A 24479-nucleotide genomic window follows, 5' to 3' on the forward strand; every position below is an offset into this window, starting at 1 on the left:
AATGCAGCTTTCTCCGTGTTATAACGTTGTCTCCTTGCTCGCCTTTCTCGCTGCGCTCAGCGGTTGTCAAGAAGCGGTAGCCCCGCTGTCTGCTGTCGATAGTCGACTGGCCTCGGATGTTACCAATGAGGCAGTTGTCCGTCCTTCGTCGCCACCCAACTCGCCCCATCAGTTCGTTGGCCGCATCTCGTGCTCGGCAACGGCCTGTCATGGCGCAACGGACCTAACGAAGGCCAGTTGGCACAACGCCTATCAACTGTGGTCTGCCACCGATCCGCACCGACGCGCGTTTGATGTGCTGTATGCCGAGCGTTCGGTGCAGATGTATCGCAAGCTGAAGCAGGATCAGGCCGAGCACATCAACGAGCCGGTCTATTTAAAGTTTCTGGAAGAGACCTGCATCGGCTGCCATGCGACGCCCATTGCCGGTTCGCTCGCGAATACCTCATTCACCTTTCAAAACAGTCCCGCAGCCTATTGGCAAGGTGTTTCGTGCGAATCGTGCCACGGCGCTGCCAGCGACTGGATCGAACCACACGATGCAAAAGCCTGGCCTGAAAGTGGTCAACCCGAGCGTGCTCGCGTTGCTCAACATACGGGCTTTCAAGATCTGCGCTCGCTCAACGATCGCGGAGCAGCCTGCGTGAAGTGCCATGTGGGCCCGCAATCAATGGGCACTCGCCTGTACGACGTGAATCACGACTTAATCGCCGCAGGTCATCCGCGCCTGACTTTCGAGTTGCACGCGTATCTCGACAACCTTCCCAAACATTGGGATGAAGCCGCTGAGCAAGCTCGCCATGACAAACAGATCGCTACAAGTCCCAGTTCGTTTCATTTCGATACTTGGCTCGCTGGCCAACGACAACAGCGGCAGCAACTGGCGGCCCTCAAGCAAGCGCGAACTGAAACGAACGCGGCACTCCCCGCTGGCCCCTGGGCCGAATTTGCCAATCGCGACTGCCGCGAATGTCATCATCCTATCGGTGAACCAACCTTCCGCTTGACGACTCTTCTTAAGCCAGCGCCGACCACTACGTTATTAGACAGAATCAACAGCCCCACGACCGTGCAGCAGCGGGCTGAAGTGATCGCGCGACTCATCAGCGATAATCGAAGCGCCCCCGGTTCAAACGTATTGCCAACGTGCGACGCGGCGGTGCAGATCTATCTCGCCGCCAAAGCGTTCGCAGCTGATTTGCCCGCAGGTGATGACTCTACAAGGCTTAACGCTGCGCTCACTCAACTACAGCATATCCTCGCGCAGCACGCCGGGGCCACGCAGTACGATTTCCCAGGCAAGTTCGACCCGCGCCAAACAGAACTTCAGCAGGCATTCACCGCGCTCGAAGCCACACTCCTTCAACTTTCGCGATAGTCTCCAGTCAGGCCCAGCCCGCATGATTATTCAGGAACTGCAACGACTGCAAACGGAGCACGGCTATTTGCCGCGGCAAGCGCTGCGTCAATTGGCCGACCGCCTGGCAGTCCCGCACTATCGCATTCAAGAGGTCGCCAGCTTCTATCCTCACTTCCGCCTGTTTGCCGGCGAGGCGGAGGAAGCTGAGGGGCGAAAAGCTCTGCCGCAGATCGAAGTCGCCGTTTGCCGCGATATGGCTTGCCGACTCCGCGGCGCAGCCCAGATCACCGAACAACTGCAGGGCGTCGCCGAGAGGAATGCAACAATCGCAATTCATGAAGTATCGTGCCTCGGCCGCTGCGATCGTGCGCCGGCCGTGCGCGTGCATACGAACAGCGGCGATCACTGCGTGCGCAATCTTCTCGGCCGCTCACCAGCTGAAGTGAGCGACATAGTTGCCCGCATGGCATCAGCCACTCCAGAAACTGCGGATACTCTGCCCGATGACAAAGATGGCTTGCTTCCCCACTCGGCCGAAACTTGGAAGATGAATGCCTACGCTGGGCAGTCTGCCGATCAGCGTTACGCCGCCCTTCGCCAGTGGCTCAGCGTGCTGCAGAATCCACCGAGCACGCGTGCCAAACCAACCGACGCTCCGCCCAGCGCCGGGCGCGACGACAAACCGGCTCACCCGATCATCGCGGCCCTTTGGACAGCCAACCTGCTTGGCATGGGTGGAGCCGGTGGTCGTGCCTGGAAGAAGTGGGACGAAGTGCTGCGGGCCAAAGGGCATACCAAGTACGTCGTCTGCAATGGTGATGAGAGCGAGCCCGGTACTTTCAAAGATCGCGAGATTTTCCTTCGCACGCCGTATCTGGTCATTGAGGGGATGATTCTCGCCGGACTCTTGCTACGGGCGAAGAAGGGGTACATCTACATTCGTCACGAGTACGAAGAGCAAATCGCCGCCGTCCGCGCCGAGATTGAACGCGCCCGCAAGTTAGGCCTTTGTGGTAAGAGTATCCTTGGCACCGAACTGGGCTTCGAGCTCGAAGTATTCGTCAGCCCAGGTGGCTACATTTGTGGCGAACAAACGGCCCTCATTCAGGCTATTCAAGACGAACGCGCGGAACCGCGCAATCGCCCGCCAGAATTGCAAACGAACGGCCTGTGGGACATGCCGACGCTCCTCAACAACGTCGAGACATTCGCCTGGGTTCCGGCGATTCTCACGCAAGGCAACAGCGACGGTGCCTGGTACTCGGCGCTCGGTCAGCCCAAGTCACTCCCCGTCAAAGAGAATGCCACGCCCCACTATCAAGGCGCGCGGTTCTTCTCCGTCTCCGGCGATGTTGCCCAGCCCGGCGTCTACGAAGTTCCCATCGGCATAACCCTCGGCGAGTTGATCGACCATTATTGCGGCGGTATCAAGGACGGGCTGCCACTTAAGGCGGTCGCCACTTCGGGACCATCGGCTGGTTTTTTACCTGCGACCATCCCGCTCGATGCTTTCAGCCCGCGCGTGCGGCAAAAACTGGCTGACCATTGCCTTGTTTCTGCCGGCGACAAAGAATTTCAACTCCGCCGCTTGCCGCTGGAACTGGGCGTGGTGCGCGATCTGAACTTGATGCTCGGCGGCGGCATCGTCGTCTATGCCAGCGATGCCGACCTGGTCGATCAGGCCGTCGCTTGCCTCAGGTTCTATCAGTCCGAATCGTGCGGCAAGTGCGTTCCCTGCCGCATTGGTTCCACCAAACTGGTCGAAATTGGCGAGGACTTGCAAGCCGGACGGCTGACTGCTGCCGAGATCGAAAGCCTGCTCGCAAATCCGGGCGGGCGAGTGTTGGATTTGGCTCAGGCAATGGCCGAGACAGCGATCTGCGGGCTGGGCAACGTGGCCCCTAATCCCCTGCGTACTTTGTTGTCTTATTTTCCCAGCGATGTGCGACGTCACGTTCGCGCGGAGCAGTGAGTACTTATGCCGGCTAAGATCTTTGTCGATGAAATCGCACGAGCCTGGGAAGAAGAAGGGCTCTTCGCGCGCGACTTGAACGGCCAGCTGATCCGGGCGGAAGATGCGACTGCCAAGCAATACGCGCAGTTCGTCACGATGACGATCGACGGCCAGTCAATTTCGGTTCCTCGCGCTACACCCGCGGTCGATTCGCAAGGAAACATCATTTTTCTCGATGCGGCCGGTCGCACGCAGCCGAGGCAAACAACCATCCTCGATGCTCGCAATGCGCTCAAAAATCAAGAGCAGCAATCGGCAACTGCCAGCGACTGCGAACACTTCATTCCCACCGTCTGCCATCTTGCGCATCTCAATCCGGCAGGTGTCTGCCGCGTCTGCTCGGTTGCCGTGGCGAAGCAGGATGCCAACGGACGAATTTCGGTCCAGGACAAACTGGTCCCTGCCTGCCTGCAGCCGGTTCAGCCGGGAATGATGGTCTACACGCTCGACTGCCCGGCGGATGCTAGTACCACCGACGACTCCAAAGCCCGCGAAGTCGCATTGGCCGCGCGCAATCGAGTGCGCACGAATGTGAAAACGCTCGTCGAACTTCTCGCCGCCGATCACTTGCCAGGGCTTCGACCCGCTACTGCAACGGGCGAAGCGAGCGACCTCGAACAACTCCTCGACAAGCTCCAGCAGAAAGGGCTCGGTATCGAGCGGACTCGACTCGCGCCGCGTCGCAGCCAGGGTTCGCCAAAAGTTAATGGGCACGCCCCGCTTGCCAACAACGCTTCGCAGCGTGATACCTCCTCGCCCCTGATCGTGGTCGATCATCAGGCCTGCATTCTGTGCGATCGCTGTGTCCGTTCCTGTAGCGACATCAAGCAGAACTTCGTGATCGGCCGCACCGGCAAGGGATATCTCACCGAGATTGGGTTCGACCTGAACGAACCGATGGGTGAATCGTCGTGCGTGGAGTGCGGCGAATGCGCGCTCGCTTGTCCCACGACTGCACTCACCATTGTGAAGCCACCGGAAGAACCAGCCTGGTGGCTGGAGCAAGTCGGCGGAACCAACAGTGCAACGGGCAAGCTATTTTCAGGACATCCCGGCAAGTCAGCTGCAACTCCCGCATCGCTGGCCAATCATCGCTATCTCGGCCACCTCTCTTATCGCCAGCGGCAATGGTTTCAGTATTCGGTTGTCCGCTGGGAACTCCAACCGGGCGACGAACTTTGTCGCAAGGGGGAATATGGTTTTACCGCGTTCCTGCTGGAAAGTGGCCAGTTTGAAGGGTGGCGTCAGGATCCGCGCGACGCGCAGTCAGACGCAACAGCGAATCCAAGTGCCAGCGGGGGAATTTGGAGCTACTTCGGACTCTCCTCAGCCACAACCAAGCGCACCGCCAGCGTGGAGCTTGGCCAGCCCGACTTTGAGTGCGGCACCGAGGCCATCATCTTGGGCGAGATGACGCTCATCAGTCATCAGGCGCGTAGGGCGACCTTGCGCGCCAAGACGTCGTGCGTCGTGTACGAAATTCGCCGCAATGTGCTCTATGCACTGCAGCGCCACCCGCACGTTCGTGAAGAGTTAGATCAGGTCTATCGTGGCCGCGCGCTGCGCGACGTGCTGCAGTTCGTTCATCAGCGTGCGGGACGAAACTTAAGTCACCGCCTGTTTGGCGAACTGGGGCAAGAAGATCTCGAAGCGTGCCGGCGATTTCTGGATCAAGCGAGTCGGCAGCCCGTATCAGCGACGAATCCCAAGCGGCAGGTCGACCTGATTCGCGTCGAGCCCGGCCAGGTGATCTGCCGGCAGGACGAACTGGCGGAAGATTTTTACATCATTCGCATCGGCCACGTGAACGTGACGCAAACGATCGGGGGCGAAGAGCGCGTGATCGACTATTTCCGTCCCAATCACTCCTTCGGCGAAATTGCCTGTGTGGCCGATTGGGACGAACTGCAAACCGAACTCTCGCTGAAGCCCGATGCCAGTCGGCGAACGGCAACCTGCACCGCTCTGGACGACGTCGAACTGGTGCGGGTCGACAAGCAGATCTTTCGTCAGTTGCTCTTGCAGGTGCCTGCCCTGCGAAAGATTGTGCTCGCAAGGGCTAAACAGTTGAAGGGTTTCTCGCCGCCGGCAACCACACCAGGTGCCCGACCAACCACCAACACGCCGATCCTGCGCGAGTTCACCGAACAAGGTCTTTACAATGCCCAGCGTTTGCTGGTGCTCGATCTGGAAGCATGTACGCGCTGCGATGAATGTACGAAGGCTTGCTCCGATACGCACGACGGCGTCACGCGGCTGATTCGCGAAGGCCTGCGCTTCGATAAATGGCTCGTAGCCAGTTCGTGCCGCTCCTGCACCGACCCTTATTGCCTGGTAGGCTGCCCCGTCGATTCGATTCATCGCGATGGCGAGCGGCTAGAAATTCAAATCGAGGATCATTGCATCGGCTGCGGGCTGTGCGCGAAGAATTGCCCCTATGGCAACATCAACATGCACGAGCAGTCGCAAGGGAAGGCGACGATTTCGCACCGCGCAAGCACCTGCGATCTCTGTCATAAAATCGTGGGGCCCAATGAAGACGTCAGTTGCGTTTTCGCTTGTCCGCACAACGCCGCGTTCCGCATGAGCGGGACAGAGCTACTGGCGAAGATCGAAGGTTATCGGCCGGTCTAGAATAGCTGCCAAGAGCGCTGGTCATTAATGGCCGTGCTTGAGCCCGTCCGTCTTATAGGTTCCCCCGCCCCCTTGCGCGCGGCGGCCGTGCGTCCAATTGAGCGCCACGCGCTTGGGAAAAAAGCCGAAATAATCCCAGCCGAAGGTTCCTTCGTCACTGTGGCGGCCTTCGCCCAAGAGGGGAACGCTGCCGCCGACATAATAGCCGCCGTAATAGCGCGTGTTCGCAGGAATCGCATGCGCTCGAACCGACTGCGCGAACCCGGCGCGGCAGTGATCTCCTTGGCGATAATCGAAGCCGCCACCGCCATAGGCAAAGTTGATCGCCGCTGCTTGATCGGCCGACAGTTCATGAACCTCTTGCGCATCCGCGTTGTCGACTGCGCATAGAAAACACAGCGATAACACAATCATCAGCAGAATTAGTCGCAGTGTCATCTCACATCCATGTTGAATCGGCCATGCCTTATCGCAACGGCGGGTTACGGTTGAACTTCTGCGAAGGCAGACGAACACCGCGATAGAACACTTGATCGGCCTGCAAATTCACCGGCGGAACATAGCCGCGCTCGGCAGAGAACGTAACGACGTCGTCTTGATCGACACCGTCGCCACTGACTCCCAATCCCCCGTTCAATGTCGCCCCCACATACAGCGGCGTACTGCCGGGAAAAAAGACGACTCCATTTTGATTGGCGATGTTGTCTACGTCATGAAAGTTGCGGCCGGCGTGAAAAGAATCGAAGCCGAACACCGTTTGGAATTGCGACGCCAACATCGGCTGGCCAATATTCTCAGCAGTCTTGCGGTTGATTCGGGTCTTGCCGACACCAGTGGGGACTTCCACATCGTTTAAAATGCTGAAGATCGGCGGCAAACCGTCGATGCCTGCCGGATAACGCGGTGTGGCCAGAAAACGGAAGGTGCGATTCGTAAAAGCCAGACCTGTCGCCGGCACGAACAGATTCGTGCTCTTGGTGTTCGTGTAAAGATCGGGGCTGCCGACGACGCCGTTCGTCTTGGCCTTGTTTTTGGTCAGCTCGGCAACCGTGATCGAACCACGGGCCAGCAGCTGGTCATCATCGACGAGATCTTCGGGCTGAATGGCCGAAGCGTCGGCGTAATAGGCAGTATTGCGGGCCTTGGCGACCGCTACATCGATGGAGAATACCGTGGCATCCTTCATGCGGTACAAGCCCAGCACATTGCCATCACGATCGGCAATTGCAAAGACCATCGCCGTCGGCGCGCCGGGCTTGGCTGTGGCACCGGTGAGATTCAGTCGAATCGCCGCGCGCGTTTTCTCCGCTTGGGCAATTCCCTGGGTGACAATTCGCTCGATGTCGGCCACCGTCAGCGAACTGGCCCCAGTTGGCGAGACGTGCGGCGTCACCAGCCAGCCGTCGGGCATGGTTTCTCCCGGCAGATATAGTTCGTTATCGGCAGGCGTAGCGGGGTTCATATCGGCCCCCGGATCGACCACCTGATCCATGCCGCTGGTCCCATCACCGCCGACCATAACTTGCATGCCAATGCGCTGAATGGTTTCCACGCCCGGCAGTCGATTCTTGGCCGTTGGATTTGGCCCGACTAGTTCCAGTGTGACGCCAGCCAGGTCGATGCGACCTTGCTTGGCAAGTACGTCGTAACTGGGAAGCGCGGGGACACCGTTGATCGCGTTAATTTTTACCGACTGATTCTTGAGGGTCTTCAGTCCCGTTGCGCCACCAGCAGCGGCGAAGGCAATCCATTCTGCTTCGAGCACTTTGGGCGCGTTCAAGCGTTGTTCGTTGGTTTGTGGTTTCGCATTTTCGTTGGCGGCCTGCACAAAGCCCTGTTCAAACGTCGCATCGCCATTCATGCCGGGAAAAAAGACGCCAATTCCCCCGACCACTACGGGCTTCCCGTTAATCACCTTCACCAGTGGAATTCCACCAGGCAACGTAGCGATGCCGCGCGACTGAGCATAATCCAAGCGATTCGACTGGAAACCGTAAGACTCGGGTGCTTCGAGTAATTTCCCGGCCGGCACAAAAGCAGGATCGACATTGAACCGGCTCATCAGGTTGATATCGTCGGCGCTCCCCTTCACGCCATCGAGTCCCGGGTGAACGATACTATCGCGACTCTGCCGTTCGATGCCGAACAAATCGACCGGCGGCGTATTCTTTACACCTTGCGGAAAGTGACCGCCGACACCAATGGGCGCGACAAACCCCGGACCAAAGGTGCGGGCGGTGGGGTCGGCATCGTCAAACGGATTGTTCACCAGCGGATCTGGGACGTTGGGATTCGACTGCACTTCCCGCTGTGTGACGGTCGACTGGCTCAGATTGCGAACGGTCCGCGAAGTAAGCGGCGCTTGATCGTTGGCAAAGAAGGCCGCCGTGCGGGCTTTGGCCACTGCACCATCGATGGCGAAGATTTGCAGCGCTTCGTCGGTAATGTTGTCGAGAACATCTTGTTCGAGACGAACACCCAAAATGTGGCCACCCCGGTCAACGACTGCGATGATTGCATCTTCCGAGTTCGATGCTGCCGCTGCTCGCGCCAGCAATACCTGCACTTCGGTTTCGGTAATGGTGTCGAGCGTCTTGTCGAGTTGCAGCTGAGCTAGCACTGCAGGCGAATCGGGCAGCGGCATTCCCGCCATCAATTCGCGCCGTTCGAGGCACTCCAAACCAAGCCGTCGCCCCGCACGCTTCGAACCGTAAACCTCACTCGCCAACATCTTTACAAGTTCCCTTCACTGCAGGCTCAGCCGAATCTGGTCATCGTAGTTCTGGAGTGCTGGCAACGCGAGCGTTTGGTCAGTGAGCGCATGGGCTATGGCCGACTTCGGCCGAGCTTGACTCAAACTAACTATCGGCCCCGCAATCTCTTTAATTGATCTTATCGGGGGACATTACAGTCGATATAACCGCTACGTTTTACCACCGTCTTTACTGGTTTGAGTATCAGCACTTACGCTTCGGGCTGCCGCTCCGCTGGTGTTACCTTGAACCATCTTCATGGAGCCACCTCGCTGTCAGGGCTTCGTCGCGGGCTCTACAGCTCGCGCTGGTTCCTAGCACTGCGCGCGGTCGCCGTGCTGGCTTTCTTCCTTGGTGGAATTGCGGCGAAGCAAACCCATGCGCAGGAAGTTCTTCCTCCCACGCCGCCCATGCTGATTCGTCCGCCCGTTCTCAGCGGGCCGCAGTTGACTCAGCCGACCACGCCCGACTTTGTTCCGCTGCCTCACTTCATCGAAGAGCCCGACCTGCTGTTGCAGTGGCCCGTCGATCCGCCCCTCGGCTATACCGGCCCTTCGGGCATTCGTCCCGAAGAGCCGCAACTCGATAGCCATTTTGTTCCGCTGGCCGATCGCTGGCGCAGCGGCTTTCCCGAGTGGGATCGCTACGACAAGGGTCATCCCGCGCAAGACGAGTATCCGTTTGTCGAAGGGAGCAAGTGGGATCCTTATCACCAGAACTTCCTCAAGGGTGACTATCCCATTCTTGGTCAGCACAACTTTTTCATCCTCACTGCGACCGAAAATCTGCTGCTCGAAGCGCGCCAGGTTCCCACTCCGAACACTCCCTTCGAAAGTACGCCCGATCCCGGCAGCGAAGAGTTTTTCGGCGATCCCGACCAGTACTTCATGAACAATAACCTGTTGATCTCCACCGAGTGGAATCACGGCGATGCGGGTTTCAAGCCAGCCGACTGGCGCGTGAAGCTAACGAACATTTTCAACATCAACCACCTGGTCGCCGATGAATACGGCGTTGTCAGTCCCGATGTGCGCAAAGGTACCGGACGATTTCGCGAACGATACGCACTGGAGGAATGGATATTCGAAACGAAGCTCGCCGACTTCGGTCCCGATTACGACTTCGTATCCGCCCGCGCCGGTTCGCAGTTCTTTGCCAGCGATTTCCGCGGCTTCATCTTCGCCGACGTCAACCGCGCCTTTCGCCTGTTCGGCACGCGTTTCTCGAATCGCGATCAGTTCAACCTGATCTATTTCGATCAGACCGAAAAAGACACCAATAGCCTGCTGAACACGTTTGACGACCGCCATCAAAACACGCTTATCGCCAATTACTATCGCCAGGATTTCATCTGGCCCGGTTACACGGTCTCGTGCAGTTACCACTACAACCGCGACCAGGCCAGCGTCGAGTTCGATAAGAACGGCTTCCTCGTGCGGCCCGATCCGGTAGGAGTTTTCGCCGAACACGAAGTGAACTCGCACTACTTGGGCTTTGCCGGCGATGGGCACATCAATCGCGTCAACATCTCGCACGCGTTCTATTGGGCGCTCGGCAAAGACGAGCTAAATCCGCTGGCCGGCAGACCGGTGAATATTAACGCTCAAATGGCAGCGCTCGAGCTCTCGTACGACCGCGATTGGATTCGCTTTCGCACGTCCTACTTCTTCGCCTCGGGCGACGACAACATCTTCGATGGCGAAGGGACCGGTTTCGACACCATCTTCGACAATCCGAACTTTGCCGGTGGTCAGTTCAGCTATTGGCAACGGCAAACGATCAAGCTCTTCGGCGTGAACCTGACCAACCGCATGAGTCTGGTCCCCGATTTACGCTCGAGCAAGTTCCAAGGGCAAACCAACTTTGTGAACCCGGGCCTACATCTTTTTAACATGGGTTACGACGCGGAACTGACACCCAAGCTGCGGTCGATCAACAACGTGAACTTCCTCTGGTTTGATCAGACCGAAGTCCTCGAGCAGTTTGTCTTTCAGCCCAACATCAACGCGTTCATTGGTGCCGACGTGAGCACCGGCGTCGAATATCGCCCACTGCTGAACAATAACATCATCTTTGTGGGCGGAATCTCGATGCTCATTCCGGGACCGGGCTTCGACGATTTGTACGCACCCCTCGATGGCCAGGCCAACACGCTGGTGGCCGGCTTCGCCAACTTAGCTTTGACCTATTAACAAATATGCGTATGCCTTGCTGGAACACAACTCGCATCGCCGCACCTTGGCTAGGCCTTGCCTGCTGCCTGCTGACAGCCAACGTTCAGGCCCAAGTGTCGCCCCCCGGTGGTGAGGATCTATATCGTCAAACGGCCGACGACGCCCACCGCAAAAGTGCCAGCTGCGTGAAGTGCCACACCGGCGTACACGACATGCATGCCAAGCCGACCGTCAAGCTGGGCTGCATCGATTGCCATGGCGGCGATGCCAACTGCGACAACAAAGAAGGTGCCCACGTTCGGCCGAAGTTTCCCGAAATGTGGCCCACTTCGGCGAACCCCGTCCGCTCGTACACGCTGTTGAATCATGAGAGCCCAGAGTTCGTGCGGTTTGTGAATCCCGGCGACCTGCGCGTCGCCCACATCAGCTGCGGCAGTTGCCATCCGCAGGAAGTGCTGCAAGTGCGCAAGAGCATGATGACCCACGGCTGCATGCTGTGGGGCGCTGCTCTCTACAACAACGGGGCGGTTCCCCACAAAGCGTCGCGCTATGGCGAAAGCTATACCATGCATGGCACGCCTCAGCGCATGCAGAACGTCTGGAAGCCCGAAGAAGTGCCGCAGATCGCCCGCGACTTGCGCGAAAAGGCGATGGTCCTCTATCTTGATCCGCTCCCACGGTTCGAGATCAGTCAGCCGGGCAATATCCTCCGCGTGTTCGAGCAAGGAGGCCGCTTTCGCCCCGAGGTCGGCATTCCCGAACTGGGCGAAGAACCGGGCCGCCCGCGCACGCGCCTCAGTACGCGTGGTTTGGGAACCGAGAACCGGACCGATCCCGTGTTCATTGGCCTGCAGAAGACTCGACTCCTCGACCCGACGCTCAACTTTCTCGGCACCAACGATCACTCTGGCGACTACCGCAGCAGTGGTTGCAGCGGCTGCCACGTGGTCTACGCCAACGATCGCTCGCCGGTTCATTCCGGCCCCTATGCCCGCTTTGGCAAAAGTGCATTTGCCGCTCCCGAGCCCGACCTCAACGGGCCGAATCAATTCGTCACCAACGTCGATCCCACCATTCCCAAGGATGAGCGCGGCCACCCGATCGCGCATCGCTTTACCACGGCAGTTGCCACCAGCCAGTGCATCGTCTGCCACATTCATCCCGGCACGAACGTACTGAACACCTACATCGGCTTCATGTGGTGGGATAACGAATCCGATGGCGAACTGATGTACCCGCGCGAGCAAAAGAATCCAACGAGCGAAGAGCTCGCGCAATCGCAAATGTCGAATCCCGACGAGACCGCCGCGCGCGGCAATTGGTCCGATCCGAACTTCCTGGAGCGCGTCGCCGAGCTCAATCAAATCGCACGGCATAACCAGTTCGCCGATTTCAATGGTCACGGTTGGGTCTTTCGCGCCGTCTTTAAGAAAGACCGCCAAGGGCGGCTGCTCGATCCTTTCGGCAAGCCGGTTGAAAACCTTACTACCGAGAAACTGCGGGCCGCCGTGGTACAGCCCGAAGAGCAATACGTCCCACCGATCATCACTCCGGAACCGCAACAAGTCTGGCCCGATCCGGCTCGTCAGCAAACACTAGCCAGCAGCAAGAGCTGTGCGGACATGCCCGTACACCTGATGGACATTCATCAAGAAAAAGGGATGCATTGCGTCGATTGCCACTTTGTGCAAGACGCTCACGGCAACACCAAGTTGTATGGCGAAGTGCGCGCTGCCATTGAAATCACTTGCATCGACTGTCACGGCCCCGCCGACAAAACCGTGATGCAGCGGCTGCACGAAGGAAAAGGAATGCGCACCAGCGGTCCCGCAGCGGAGCCCGCTTCCGCCAAGAATCCGCGCGGCGGTCGCGACCTGATGGCGCTGCGCACCCCCGATGGCCGGCCGCGGTTCGAAGTCCGCCCCGTTACCCGTCCCGATGGCCGCCGCGAACTAGCGCTCATTCAGCGGGCAATGGTGGAAGCAGGCCGCGAGTGGGAAGTGAAACAAACGGCCGATACGACAAACCCGACCAGCTACAACTACAACCAAAAGTCGCACATGGCCAAGACCGTGCGCTGGAGTGAACTCGACGGCAAACTCACCTGGGGGGGCGTGGTCCAGGAACTGGTCGATGCGAACGGCAAGAAGGTCGAAGTCGTCGATCAAAAGCCCTGCGCGCATCAAAGTGGCAATATGAGCTGCATGACGTGCCATTCGTCGTGGAATCCCAGTTGCTTCGGCTGCCATCTGCCGCAAAAGGCGAACAAGAAGGCACCTGCGTTGCACAACGAAGGAGACGTCTCGCGCAACCTGGTCGCTTACAATTTTCAAACTCTTCGCGACGATGTCTATATGCTCGCCCGCGACGGCCTGGCGACTGGCAACAAGATCAACCCTGCGCGCTCTTCGTGCGCGATCCACGTCACTTCGTACAACGGCAATCGCGAATCGATCTATCACCAGCAGCAGACCATCTCGGGGAGCGGCATGAGTGGGATCGCCTTCAGCACGAATGTGCCCCACACGGTGCGCGGTGCTCATCCCAATCTGCGCGGCGTTGTTCCTGCCGGCGCTTCAGAAACCAAGATGTGCACTGACTGTCACGTCTCGGTGAACAACGACAACAACGCGATTATGGCCCAGCTGTTGATGCAGGGGACCAATTACACCAACTTCATGGGGCGCTATTGCTGGATTGCCGCGGGCGAACATGGCCTGGAAGCAGCGGTCGTCACCGAGCAGAACGAACCCCAAGCCGTGATCGGCAGTTCGTTGCATCGCATTGCCTTTCCCGACCATTTCAAAAAGCATGTCGAGCACGACTTGGAACTGGAACACGCTCACGAGCATCCCGGGCTCGATGTGCTCGAGCAACTCAGGCGGCCCATGCGTAAGCCGGAAGTGTTGATGGTTCAGCCGCGCGGCGAATATCTGTATGCCGCTTGCGGACCCGATGGCTTCCGCGCGTTCGATATCGCATTTATCGACGACAAGGCGTTTTCGGAGCGAATTACTACGGCACCGGTTTCGCCGCTGGGGCAGCGCCTGCATGTGCCCACCAAGTATGCCACCGCAATCGCCGCACCGAGTACGCTCGCGCCCGATCCGACACGCGTGCAGCCGCCAGAGAATCACGAACAGCCGGTTCATCCGCTCTATGCCTACATTTATGTCACCGACAAGTACGAAGGACTGATTCTCGTCGGCGCGGGCACGCTGCTTGACGGCAATCCGCTCAACAATTTTCTAGAGCGGGCCGTTACGTTCAATCCCGATGGCATTCTGTGCGGCGCGCGAAACATCACGATCGTCGGGCACTACGCCTACATCTGCTGCGATGCCGGGCTGGTCGTGGTTACGCTTGAAGATCCCAAGACTCCCAAAGTCACGGCCGTCATTGGGCACGAAACGCTGGAGCATCCGGTCGCCGTGCAGGTGCAGTTTCGCTATGCCTTCGTGTGCGATGAACATAAGGGGCTGCACATCTTCGATGTGACCAACCTTCATACGCCGGTACACAAGGGTCTGCTGCACATGGAAGAATGCAAGAACGTCTATGTTGCCCGCACCTATGCCTACGTGGCCGCGGGCAAGCATGGCTTGCACGTTGTCGATGTCACGCGTCCCGAACAGCCCGTGCTCGACCAGGTGTTCGATGCCGGCGGCTGCTTGAATGAAGTCCACGACGTGAAGCTCGGCATCACTTACACCAGTGAGTTTGCCTACTTAGCCGACGGTCAGAACGGTCTGCGCGTGGTGCAACTTACTTCGCCCGATACGCCCGGCAATGCCGGCTTCAGCCCGCGACCGACGCCGCAGCTTGTCGCCACTTATAAGCTGCCGAAAGGTGGCCACGCCCTGGCCATTGGCGAGGCGCTCGACCGCGATCGAGCGGTTGATGAATCGGGAAGTCAGATCGCCGTCTTCGGGCGCGTTGGCGCGCGGCCACTCAACTGGGAAGAGCAGACTCGCATGCATCGTCGCCTTGGCCCGTTGCATCCCACGCGCGCCGGGGAAGTCTGGCAAGTCAGCGACGATCCGCTCGATACGCGGATTTACAACTTTCCACCGGCGCTGGGCCAGGTGCGAATGGCGATGCCCTTACTGGGGCCGTGGCCGCAGCGGCGGTAGGCTCGGCGATGCCATTTGGTATTGCGAATTCAACTCCGCCAGACGCCGAGCAAAGGCGACGGAATCGAAATGGCTAATCGCCGGCAACGTGATCTGTAATTGGTCGACGATGCTCTGCTGCCGAGTCGCCGGCAATTTTAGCGCCAGCACATCCACGGCTGGCTGACCGGGTTCCTTGGCCACATCGAACAGCTGCTCGATGGCTAACAACTGTTCGATCAACTGCGCCGCTGGCTCGGCTGCACCGCGGGAATAAGGAAGGCGGGCATAGTCTTTGTTGATTTGCCGCACCGCCCAGGCAATTTGCCGCGCACTGTGATAGTCGCGCGTTTCGACTTGGGCCTTGTCCGTCAACAGCAGCAACGCATGGCGTGCCGAAGCATCGTCATAGCGGCTGTACTTTAGGCGCTCGATTAGCTTGGTTAGTTCGACCTGCAGCGCATCGGCTGATATGCGAATTTTCTCGGGGTCGCCAAAGACGGTCGCGGTAATGGCCCGTTCGAAATCTTGTTGCGCTTGTTCCAAACTTTTTAGCGGTTCCGCAGCTGCCTGCGGATCGTACTGAACCGAATGCAGAACTCCCAGTTTGGCGAGCGCCATGGGCCAAACTTGGGCCGGTGGCCGACCGAGTGGATTCTTCCCCAGCGGTCGCTCGGGAAAGACCGAGCCGCTCTTTAGTTCATGATGGCACGAAGCGCAGTCATACAAGGCGAACTCTGGCCAGGCGGGGCGCGCTGCTTGATCTGCTCCACCAGTCGGTGCTTGCGCGGCGAGCGTATATTCCTTGACGAGTTTCGCGTAGGCCTCAAGCACGACAGCACCCGAGACTACAGCTTCTTTTAAGCGCGGCAGATCGGTGAACGGATCGTGCTGACCAAACTGTGCCGCAGGAAAATTCGCTTCGCGATAGCTGACGCGCACCTGATCTTCAGGTACATCGGTGTTGAGCACCGCACGCAACCGCGCCCGTTGATCGACTCCCAGATCGGCCAGCGGGTTGTTTGCTTCTCGCCCGGCGAAGTTCGCCTTATCGGCCAGCGAACGCCAATGCACCGGCATCTGTGTCGCAAAGGTGGAGTACTCGAAACTCGGCAGCGGTGGATGCCCACCGGCGTACCACGCATGAGTGACGAATTTTCCTTCGGCATAATTGCCCACATGGCAGGAGGCGCAAACGCGGGCGCGCTCGGCTGGATCGCGCACGTCTTTGAAACCGAGCGATTCTTTCCCCTGGGGTGTGACGAGTCGCCACCAAGGGTACGCATGCGGATCGGTCCACTGCAGTCCTGGCCCATGACAGGCCTGGCACGAAACACCGAGGTCGAGCGGCACCGGCGGATGAGCTGTTTGACTCTCTTGTGGCCAGGTCGCGTGACAATTGAGGCACTGCCGCACTGTTGCAACTTTCGCTTGCAACGCGGGCTTCTGGCTAAGCATGGTCAGTTTCGCATCTTCAAACGCATCAGCCAGATCGAAGCCGAGAATCCGGCTGACGAGGGCCTGCTTTGCCTTAGCCCCAGCCACATCGTTTTCGTCGCGGCCCATGTAAAGGAGGCGGAAGGCATCGCGGTGCTTGTCGTACTTTTGCCAGACGGTCTCGGCATTCTCGCCAAGAAAGTCTGAGCCATACACGCCTCGCTCGTGACAATGCACGCACTTGCCGTTGTCCTGAAAGGCATGCGCGAGCGGCAGCTTCTTCTCGGCCGGCACTTGCCCCCAACTGGCGCTGGCGACAAACAGCCACGCGAGCAGGCAGTAGGGCGCGATGGTGTAATTGCGGAAGATCATTTGAGTAGTAACATCCGCCCGTGCATTTTGTCGGCGATCGTCTTTAACTGAGGGCCCAGTTCCTGCCGATGTTCGTGAAACTGCTGTGGTTCGTCGCTGAGTACCGACTTGGCAGAGCCCCCTTCGAACTGCAACCACGTACGGACAAGCGTCAAGTCAGCAACCACCGACTCGTGCTCGGTCAGTCGGCGATTGTACTCTTCGCTGCCGAGGCGTGCGAAGAACTGCGCTTTGGCTAACTCATCGCGATAGGTTCGTTCCGCAGCCACGAGAGCCAGAAACTGCTGCGAGCGAGTTTCCCAGTCGGACTCGCCGGTAGGATTGCTTAGCGAAGTCGACAACGTGAGCAACAATTTCTCAGCGCTGAACGATTCATCTGGCGTCAGATTATTGAACCGTCGCCGTGCAGCAGCGCTGGCCGCGAGCACTTGGGATTGCTTCGGCGGAAAAGTTTCGCTGAAGATGGTGCGCAAGGTTTGCAGCGACGAGTCGTTATCGGCGCTGCGATCTGCGGCTTGAAGCGATTCGACAAACGTCAAATGCCAGCGGCTCCAGTCGGGACGACCAGGATCGCGCTTGGCAACCAGCAGGCTACTGGAAACGCGAAATCGCTGATGGCAGGCGAAGCAGTTGTACTCGGCAAATTCTGGCCAACGTTCCGGCACGCTTCCACAGCGAGCTTCCAATAATTCCAGACTGGCCTGCGCACCGGCGACTTGCCCTGCTGCCCACAGCTGCACCTGAAAGTCGCGTGTTTGTAACCGCTCGGGCGAATCGTCCCAATGTTTGTGGCGAATCAAGTCGTGAAACGCAGTCAGTTCGTAGCGTAGCGGTGGATGCCCCGCGGCAATCATGTCGTGATTCATATCTTGGTCGGCGGAACCAACATGACAGCTCGCGCAGGCTTTACCACGAGTGTGCAGATTCTTCGTATCGAGCATGCCAAGTGAAAGTAACTCAGCGCGATTGACATCACGCTCGTAGTGCCTGGTGATCCACTTCTCGGCATTGCCGTGGCACGATTCGCAGCTGATACCGTGCCCCAGGTTGTGATTTGCCGTCAATTCAGCTGCCATGCCAACCGGATCGTGACACTGGTTGCAGCGAGCCTGCATCTTGGGGTCGGGCTTACCATCGGCTCGCTGACTGGCGCGCGAAAGAATCGTTTGGAACCGATCGCTCTGCAGCGTGGCCCGCGCTTGCGCATGCGGATCGTCTTGCAACCAGCGGACATACTCCTCGCGCGGCCGTGGTCGGGCGATGTTGTCGATCTGTCCACCATGACACGACACGCTGCTGCAACTGAGCGACCCCATCATCTTGGGCGCATCAGTTTCTTCTCCAACGGCCGCTGTCATCGCAGTGGTAGCCAAAGCCAGCGCAATACTCACCAATGGCCCGGGCAACCACTGCCTACTCCACCGGCGGTTATTGAAGGAAGTACGCATTTCACTTGCTATCAGCTGGCCACTTACTCGTGCTCATCCCCGCTGGTCTGCAATTAGCGCCTTTCGACCCGATGGCACCCTTGCCCGGAAACAAGATGGGAAAGTGCTGTGCATTCCGGTTACGAAAGATTTAACTGCTCAGCCAGAGCTGAGGAATAATTTGCCCAGGCCGAATAGTTCACGCAGTATGCAAGCCAGCGTGGAATCGACGACTAATGCTGAAGCGACAGCAGAAGTGAATGCAGCACGCCGTACGACGGCTCAGGAGTTCACTTCAGCAAATTCGCAACCTGCTCTGTTACCGAATGCCGACCTTCTGCAGCCATTTGAGAGCATCTTCCGGCCAGATGCGGGCATCCTTCGTCGAATGCAGCCCGTAACCATGACCGCCGGTGGGATAGAGCTTGAATTCATGCGCTACTTTGGCTTCGTCGAGCGCCGCATGATAGACCTTGCTACCGATAACGTGGTTCTTGTCGTCGTCGCTATGAACGATCAGCGTCGGCGGAATGTTCGCTTTCAGGTTGAGATCTGCAGCGACGTCCCCTTTCCCGTCATCCAGATAGGCTGGATAAACAAGCACCGCAAAGTCTGGTCGGCAACTCTGCTTATCAACCGCATCAAGTTCGCGATACGTTCGCTCACCAAATTGCGTGCTGGCTTTCGCCGCGAGATTTCCCCCTGCCGAGAAGCCGATGACTCCCAATCGTTTCGGGTCGACGTTCCATTCCGCCGCGTGGGCGCGGGTAAGGCTCAAGGCTCGCTGAACGTCCTGCAGCGCGCCCTCGCGGTTATTCGGGTTGCGATATTTTAAGACGAGGGCCGTGATACCCTGAGAATTTAACCACGCCGCAATCGCCGTCCCTTCTTTATCGATGACGACATAGCTATACCCGCCGCCGGGACAAACGATCATCGCTGGTGCGGGTGAACCTTGCTTCGGCGCGGGAAACAGGGTCAATGTGGGGCGGCTGACATTGGTGATGCGATGGAAGGTATCTTTCGAAGGCCTTTCAGCCTCGGGTTGGTCGGCACCGCGACCAGGCATTTTGTCTGCTGGCCAGACATCAACAGCAACTGCAGGAGCAGCGACCGGAGGTGAGACTGGGCTGGCAGGTTGTGCGTAACTGGAGCGCCCGACTACCAAACAAATGAGGAGGCTGCTGCCGAAACGTGACATCGTATGGTTTAGGTTGGTCATCAGTTCATTCCTTTGGCAGCCTGAGTGGAATTCAAGACAAGTGGAAGTTCTGCAGCCATTCGCAGCGCTAACCTACGCTGCAGCCAGTGTACGTAGCAACAGACGAGAAAGGCAGACCCTCGTTGGTCGGCACGCTCGATTCTGCCAACCGACCTTCTCGACCCCGCGCGGCGAAGTTCTTGGAGCTTGGAGTTAACTTTCCGAAACAGTTGCGAGCCTGAGGATGAAGTTGCCGAGTAACGATTCACCGATTGACCGGAATCGCCCCAGCCAGAATAGCCAGGCAATTTTTATATAGATGTACTTGACAACCGATTACTAGTTATTAATAATCTGATTGGCTGTTTGGCAACTTGGTGGCGGTGCGTACCTGCGCTGCAGGAACAGTTCTCGCTGCGCGGTACTGTTCTTGATCATGCCGGCAAGAACCGATCGAGGCGTGGCGCGCCGCTGAGGTTAATCAACAAAGAGGATGATTTCAAAGCTGGAGAAATGGCCGCAATTCGTTGCCACAGAACGCCTTAAAGGCGACGACCGCAAAAGGGGGGTGTTGATAAACCTCAGGCCGCTGGCTCAGACCACGATGCACACCGTCTAGTCGCGAAGCACTCAGCAACGAACTAGAATCGTCCGGTGAACTCCCCGTTCGCACTCGTGGCTAGATTCCCATCGGTCCATTGTTACGTTCACCAGCATGACATACTCGCTCACTGCCATCTCCACATTGCTGCTCATGCTGATGTCGCTGGCGGCTCTCCAGGCTGAGGAAAATGTTACACCGGCCTTACCCTTTGCTCCGCAGGTAATTAGTCGGCTGAGCTTGGATGGCAAGCCGCGGTCTCTGTCGATTAAACAGGGGACCGATCTGTGGTTGGGCTACGACTTGGAACGGGCCACGGTCCTTAAAGCGTGGCAGGCTCCGACGGGCAAACCCGGATTGCTCAAGTCTGGCTTTGTGACTCGATCGGCAGGTACGACCGCCTTCGAGGATAAGGCGGATTCGGCTTGGGAACTTCAACGCGGCGACAAAACAGTACCCCTGTCAATTCGCTATCTCGGCTGCTCTCACCGAAAAGACCACATTGAATTGAGATGGGAATTGCTGCACAACGCAGGCAAGCTGAATCTGTACGAACGGGTTCCTCTGGTCGCCCCAAAGGACGAACGCTTCTCGCGGGAATTGCGAGTGGAAACACTCGCGGTTGGTGAAGCGTTGCTGCTTCCCTCCGCTGCTCGAAAAGCCTGGAAATTGACCTCTAACCCAGACGCCACCGTGGCTACCCTGAAGGGTACCGAATGGCAGCGACTAACACTGCCATGAAACAAGCTCCTTTTACTTTCGTTCTACTTCTGTTCTGCATGACCGGAGCACTGCTCCCGGCCGTGGAACCGTCGCGCGAGCTTGATCTGCCCGCGAAGCAAATATTTTCCAAAGGCCCCAATGCCTATGCCGGCGAAGTGCTGGAAATTACCAAGGGGCGCGGGGCAATCATCGGCTGGTATGTGCAGGCGAAGCAGGCAGAACAAATCACGGTTTCGATTGAATACGCTTGCGAGCGGCCGCTCGATCAGGATTATCAGCTTTCGTTCGATGGCATGGATCGTTTCTGGAAAGTGCCTGTCACACAAAAAGATGAGTGGGGGCAAGTCAAGCTGGGGACTTTTCGAGTGCGGGCCGGGCTGCCTGTTTTGGTGCTGCTCGTACCGCCGTCCAATCGCAAATACGATCATCCGCTCCGCTTTCGAAAGTTAGTTCTCGCAGGTGAGACAGCTGGCAATTTGTCGCTTGCTAACCCGCCGAAGGAACCCGATTCGCCCGATGCAACGCCAGGCTTCGGTCAAAAGCTTACCTCCTTGCATCCAGCACTAGCTGTGCATGACCTGCGCGACGAGGCTCTTACGTTGCGGATTAGTGGTATGGCGCTTCGTGGGCCGCGCGAACTGATCTTTACGACTTGGGACGGTGACCTTTATTCGTTCGACTTGACGGCAATTCCGGAAAGTGGGCCGCCGCCGTTTCGCCGCATCGCGCAGGGGCTTTCAGAACCGATGGGGCTGGCCGTCTCCAACGGCCGCATCTTTGTCACCGAAAAAAACGAAGCAACCGAACTGCTCGATGAAGACGGCGATGGCACGTTCGAGACTTATCGTTGCCTGTCTCATGACTGGCCATGCACGACGGATTATCACGAGTACCTCTTCGGTGCTGTGGTGAAGGACTCTCAGTTGTTTTTCTCTTCCAGCGTCGGTATGACGATGCGCGATAAAGACAACCGTCAGGCTCCGCTGCGCGGCAGTGTCATTCAGGTGCACGTCGATACGGGCAAAACGGACATTGTTGCAGGTGGATTGCGCACGCCGGATGGCATTGGCGAGGGACCGCGCGGTTCGCTGCTGGTGACCGATAATCAAGGCGAATGGCTACCCGCCAACAAACTCATCTCGGTACAAAAAGGTGCCTTTTATCAGTTCCGCAGCCGCGAGCCCTGGCATCCGCTGGATCGTCCCCAGGCTACGCCCCCGGCCGTGTGGCTGCCCCAAGGTGAAATTGCCAACTCACCAACCGAGCCAATTCTGTTGCCAGCGAACTGGGGACCGTACGCGGGCCAAGTCGTGTTCGGCGATGCGACCTTCGGCGGCTTGCAGCGGTCGTTCTTAGAAGAGGTAGACGGCATCACGCAGGGGGCTGTGTTTCCCTTTTCGCAGGGCTTTCGGCACCTGTTTCATCGCTTCGAGTTCAATGAGGCCGGTGACCTCTTCGCCGGAGGTATCGCCCGCGGTGCTGACAAAGAGTTTATCCATCGCGTGAGTGGTCTCTCGCGCATTCGCTACACGGGTAAGGAAGTGTTCGAACCGTTGGCCGCCCGCCTGCGATCCAACGGTTTAGAAGTCGAGTTTACGCTGCCCTTAGCTGAAGGGAGCGGTTGGGATCCGGCCGGCTACTATGTAACTCGCTGGACCTATCAAGGAACACAGACTTACGGCGGTGCCAAAGTTTTGCATCGTCGTGCTGAGGTGCGTTCAGCCACCGTCTCCGACGACCGTCGACGTGTGTTCCTGGAGATTCCCGATCTCAGCGAGGGCGAAGTTCTTTATGTCCGCATTCCTGAATCGCTCCCATCGGCCAGTGGGCTTTCGCTCTGGACGGGCGAGTTTTGGTTCACAGTCAATCGCATTCCCCAAGATCATCCCGGCGTCATCAGCGCCGCGCCGGCTAACATGCTGACAACCTCAACTCCCTACTTCCGCTTCTCGGAAGGGAACGCGGGGCGCGTTCTTTATCGGAACTATTGTGCTTCATGCCATAGCCTCGATGGACTCAAGTTAGTCGGGCCGACATTCATCGGCCTCGTTGGTTCCACTCGCAAAGTACGTGATCCGGACTCGGGCAAAATGTACGAGGTGCGTGCAGATGCCAAATATCTGAAGCAGTCCATTCTCGAACCGAACGCCCAACTCTTGGAGGGCTATCCCGCGAATCTGATGCCCCCCGTCGGTGCAACGCTGACCGAAAAGCAACTCGGCACGCTGATTAGCTATGTTACGAAGGCCTCGGATGCGGAGTTCGCGCGCAAGGAGGCGACCTACGCACGAGCGATGAACCTCGCGTGGACTTCGAGTGATTTTCCGGAAGTGGGCGCTCGCTTGACCCAAACCAAGGTCGAGCCGCTGACGCTTGCCCAAGGGATGCAAGCGTTCATGAAGGCGCAGTGCCTGCAATGCCACGCGGTTTCGGGTGTCGGCGCAACTGTCGGTCCCGATCTGGTCGAGTCGGTGAAGAAGTACCAAGGCCAAAAGCTGTTGCAGCAGATCATCGAACCGTCGAGCGAAATTCATCCGAAGTACCAGACGCAGCAGTTTCTGCTCGATAACGGTCAGGTCGTGATCGGCGTTGTCCTGAAGGAAGACGAACACGCTGTTTTCGTCGCGAAAAACCTGCTCACGCCCCATGAGTTGACCAGGATCGAGAAATCGTCGATCGAAGAACAAGGCGTCTCCAAGGTATCGGCCATGCCCAACGGCCTGTTAAATGGACTGACGAAGACCGAGATTCTTGAAATGCTCAAGTTTCTCGAAGCTGGGCCTGAGCCGATTATCCAACCCATCACACCCACCAAAACCAAGTGAGCTACCATGCACCGCTTATCTCCATCCATCGCTCTCGCCTGTCTATTCGCAGCCTTTCAAATGTCAGCCCTCGCGCTCGATCCTGAAGAGGAAAAGCTGGGGTTTGTGGCGCTCTCGGATGGTAAGACCTTCGAGGGCTGGAAGCAGAGCGGCAACTGGGTGATTGAAGACGGGGCCTTCGCACGGGTTCGCCCCAGCGGGCAGTTAACGTATGAGAAGCAACTCATTCCCGATGACTTCGAACTCCGTTTCGACTGGAAGGCTTCCAAGGGATGCAACAGCGGGGTCTATTACCGACCAGGTCAGGTTGAGTATCAGGTACTCGATGATGAGAACAGTCCCTACGGCGAAAACCCGCGCCAGTCAGCCGCCTCGATTTTCTTTTGCATGGCACCAAGCAAACGCGTCGCCCGTCCGCACGGCGAATGGAACACCGCCCGAATCTTGTGCAAAGGGAGCATCATCGAACATTGGCTGAACGACCAGCGCGTGCTCTCGTTCGACTACAAGGATCCGAAATGGTCGAAAGAGGTGGAGTTGCTGCGGATTCGCGGCGGTGACCTAACCAAGCGCGGCGGCAAGTTGCTGTTGCAAGACCACGGTCAAGACGTGGCATTTCGCAATCTGCGACTCCGCACGATTCCAGCCGACGAGAAGCTTACTCCCGATCCCACTTTTCAGCCCCTGCCGGTGACCGGCGTCGCACTACAAAAAGAGGAGGCCCGAGTGCGCGGCATGCTGGAGAAGGCGAAGCCAAAGAGCCCAGCGGCCAAAGGCGCGAAATAGCGTGTCGCCGAACAACAACCAGAAAGGTGCCCCGCAATCCCTGCGGGGACTTCTTTCTAA

At 58.1% G+C, this 24479-nt stretch carries 13 protein-coding genes; 8 read left to right on the top strand and 5 right to left on the bottom strand.

What is annotated here, in order from left to right; all coding sequences use genetic code 11:
* Position 1: 1 nt before the first annotated feature.
* From ETAA8_RS17590 to ETAA8_RS17600, 3 genes are read left to right on the top strand one after another with little or no spacing between them, the layout of a single operon-like run.
* A complete protein-coding gene (locus ETAA8_RS17590) occupies positions 2-1378 on the top strand; it encodes a multiheme c-type cytochrome (protein ID WP_145091052.1) in 1377 nt (458 codons plus the stop codon).
* Positions 1379-1400: 22 nt separating this feature from the next.
* Positions 1401-3332, top strand: a complete 1932-nt coding sequence (locus tag ETAA8_RS17595; RefSeq protein WP_145091055.1) for an NADH-ubiquinone oxidoreductase-F iron-sulfur binding region domain-containing protein — start codon at positions 1401-1403, stop codon at positions 3330-3332.
* Between the two features lie 6 nt (positions 3333-3338).
* Positions 3339-6008, top strand: coding sequence for a cyclic nucleotide-binding domain-containing protein (locus ETAA8_RS17600; protein ID WP_145091058.1), 2670 nt, complete (start codon positions 3339-3341; stop codon positions 6006-6008).
* 24 nt (positions 6009-6032) lie between these two features.
* Here the strand turns inward: ETAA8_RS17600 and ETAA8_RS17605 are convergent, their stop codons facing one another.
* Positions 6033-6446, bottom strand: coding sequence for a hypothetical protein (locus ETAA8_RS17605; protein WP_145091061.1), 414 nt, complete (start codon positions 6444-6446; stop codon positions 6033-6035).
* 28 nt (positions 6447-6474) lie between these two features.
* Positions 6475-8739 carry a hypothetical protein gene (locus ETAA8_RS17610; RefSeq protein ID WP_145091064.1) on the bottom strand — a complete coding sequence of 755 codons (2265 nt, stop codon included), beginning with the start codon at positions 8737-8739 and terminating at the stop codon, positions 6475-6477.
* A gap of 267 nt (positions 8740-9006) precedes the next feature.
* Here ETAA8_RS17610 and ETAA8_RS17615 point away from each other — a divergent pair, with 267 nt between their 5' ends.
* Positions 9007-10953: a hypothetical protein gene (locus ETAA8_RS17615; RefSeq protein WP_145091067.1), complete on the top strand. Its 1947-nt coding sequence runs from the start codon at positions 9007-9009 to the stop codon at positions 10951-10953.
* Between the two features lie 11 nt (positions 10954-10964).
* A complete protein-coding gene (locus tag ETAA8_RS17620; RefSeq protein ID WP_238397407.1) occupies positions 10965-15068 on the top strand; it encodes an LVIVD repeat-containing protein in 4104 nt (1367 codons plus the stop codon).
* On the opposite strand, the gene ETAA8_RS17625 is transcribed toward ETAA8_RS17620, so the two are convergent.
* From ETAA8_RS17625 to ETAA8_RS17635, 3 genes are all read right to left on the bottom strand, one after another.
* Positions 15039-16856, bottom strand: coding sequence for a multiheme c-type cytochrome (locus ETAA8_RS17625; protein WP_145091074.1), 1818 nt, complete (start codon positions 16854-16856; stop codon positions 15039-15041). The genes ETAA8_RS17620 and ETAA8_RS17625 overlap by 30 nt on opposite strands.
* Positions 16853-18214, bottom strand: a complete 1362-nt coding sequence (locus ETAA8_RS17630) for a multiheme c-type cytochrome (protein WP_202921047.1) — start codon at positions 18212-18214, stop codon at positions 16853-16855. Before ETAA8_RS17630 ends, ETAA8_RS17625 begins: the two co-directional genes overlap by 4 nt.
* Before the next feature lie 388 nt (positions 18215-18602).
* The gene (locus ETAA8_RS17635; RefSeq protein WP_202921048.1) at positions 18603-19505 is read right to left on the bottom strand and encodes an alpha/beta hydrolase; all 903 of its coding nucleotides are present in this window, start codon (positions 19503-19505) and stop codon (positions 18603-18605) included.
* Between the two features lie 694 nt (positions 19506-20199).
* Here ETAA8_RS17635 and ETAA8_RS17640 point away from each other — a divergent pair.
* Genes ETAA8_RS17640 through ETAA8_RS17650 form a run of 3 tightly spaced genes read left to right on the top strand, consistent with a single transcriptional unit; the run spans position 20200 to position 24419 of the window.
* Positions 20200-20826: a hypothetical protein gene (locus tag ETAA8_RS17640; RefSeq protein WP_145091080.1), complete on the top strand. Its 627-nt coding sequence runs from the start codon at positions 20200-20202 to the stop codon at positions 20824-20826.
* The gene (locus ETAA8_RS17645) at positions 20823-23633 is read left to right on the top strand and encodes a c-type cytochrome (RefSeq protein ID WP_202921049.1); all 2811 of its coding nucleotides are present in this window, start codon (positions 20823-20825) and stop codon (positions 23631-23633) included. The genes ETAA8_RS17640 and ETAA8_RS17645 overlap by 4 nt, the downstream gene beginning before the upstream one ends.
* Positions 23634-23639: 6 nt before the next feature.
* The gene (locus tag ETAA8_RS17650; protein ID WP_145091086.1) at positions 23640-24419 is read left to right on the top strand and encodes a 3-keto-disaccharide hydrolase; all 780 of its coding nucleotides are present in this window, start codon (positions 23640-23642) and stop codon (positions 24417-24419) included.
* The last annotated feature ends 60 nt before the right edge of the window (positions 24420-24479 follow it).

Source organism: Anatilimnocola aggregata, from assembly GCF_007747655.1.
GTDB lineage: Bacteria > Planctomycetota > Planctomycetia > Pirellulales > Pirellulaceae > Anatilimnocola > Anatilimnocola aggregata.

Excerpts from the sequence above, each read along its gene's own strand:
- ETAA8_RS17620 (WP_238397407.1), top strand. The coding sequence starts at position 10,965 with ATGCCTTGCTGGAACACAACTCGCATCGCCGCACCTTGGCTAGGCCTT.
- ETAA8_RS17625 (WP_145091074.1), bottom strand. The coding sequence starts at position 16,856 with ATGATCTTCCGCAATTACACCATCGCGCCCTACTGCCTGCTCGCGTGG.
- ETAA8_RS17605 (WP_145091061.1), bottom strand. The coding sequence starts at position 6,446 with ATGACACTGCGACTAATTCTGCTGATGATTGTGTTATCGCTGTGTTTT.
- ETAA8_RS17600 (WP_145091058.1), top strand. The coding sequence starts at position 3,339 with ATGCCGGCTAAGATCTTTGTCGATGAAATCGCACGAGCCTGGGAAGAA.
- ETAA8_RS17590 (WP_145091052.1), top strand. The coding sequence starts at position 2 with ATGCAGCTTTCTCCGTGTTATAACGTTGTCTCCTTGCTCGCCTTTCTC.
- ETAA8_RS17650 (WP_145091086.1), top strand. The coding sequence starts at position 23,640 with ATGCACCGCTTATCTCCATCCATCGCTCTCGCCTGTCTATTCGCAGCC.
- ETAA8_RS17630 (WP_202921047.1), bottom strand. The coding sequence starts at position 18,214 with ATGACAGCGGCCGTTGGAGAAGAAACTGATGCGCCCAAGATGATGGGG.
- ETAA8_RS17645 (WP_202921049.1), top strand. The coding sequence starts at position 20,823 with ATGAAACAAGCTCCTTTTACTTTCGTTCTACTTCTGTTCTGCATGACC.
- ETAA8_RS17635 (WP_202921048.1), bottom strand. The coding sequence starts at position 19,505 with ATGACCAACCTAAACCATACGATGTCACGTTTCGGCAGCAGCCTCCTC.
- ETAA8_RS17610 (WP_145091064.1), bottom strand. The coding sequence starts at position 8,739 with ATGTTGGCGAGTGAGGTTTACGGTTCGAAGCGTGCGGGGCGACGGCTT.
- ETAA8_RS17640 (WP_145091080.1), top strand. The coding sequence starts at position 20,200 with ATGACATACTCGCTCACTGCCATCTCCACATTGCTGCTCATGCTGATG.
- ETAA8_RS17595 (WP_145091055.1), top strand. The coding sequence starts at position 1,401 with ATGATTATTCAGGAACTGCAACGACTGCAAACGGAGCACGGCTATTTG.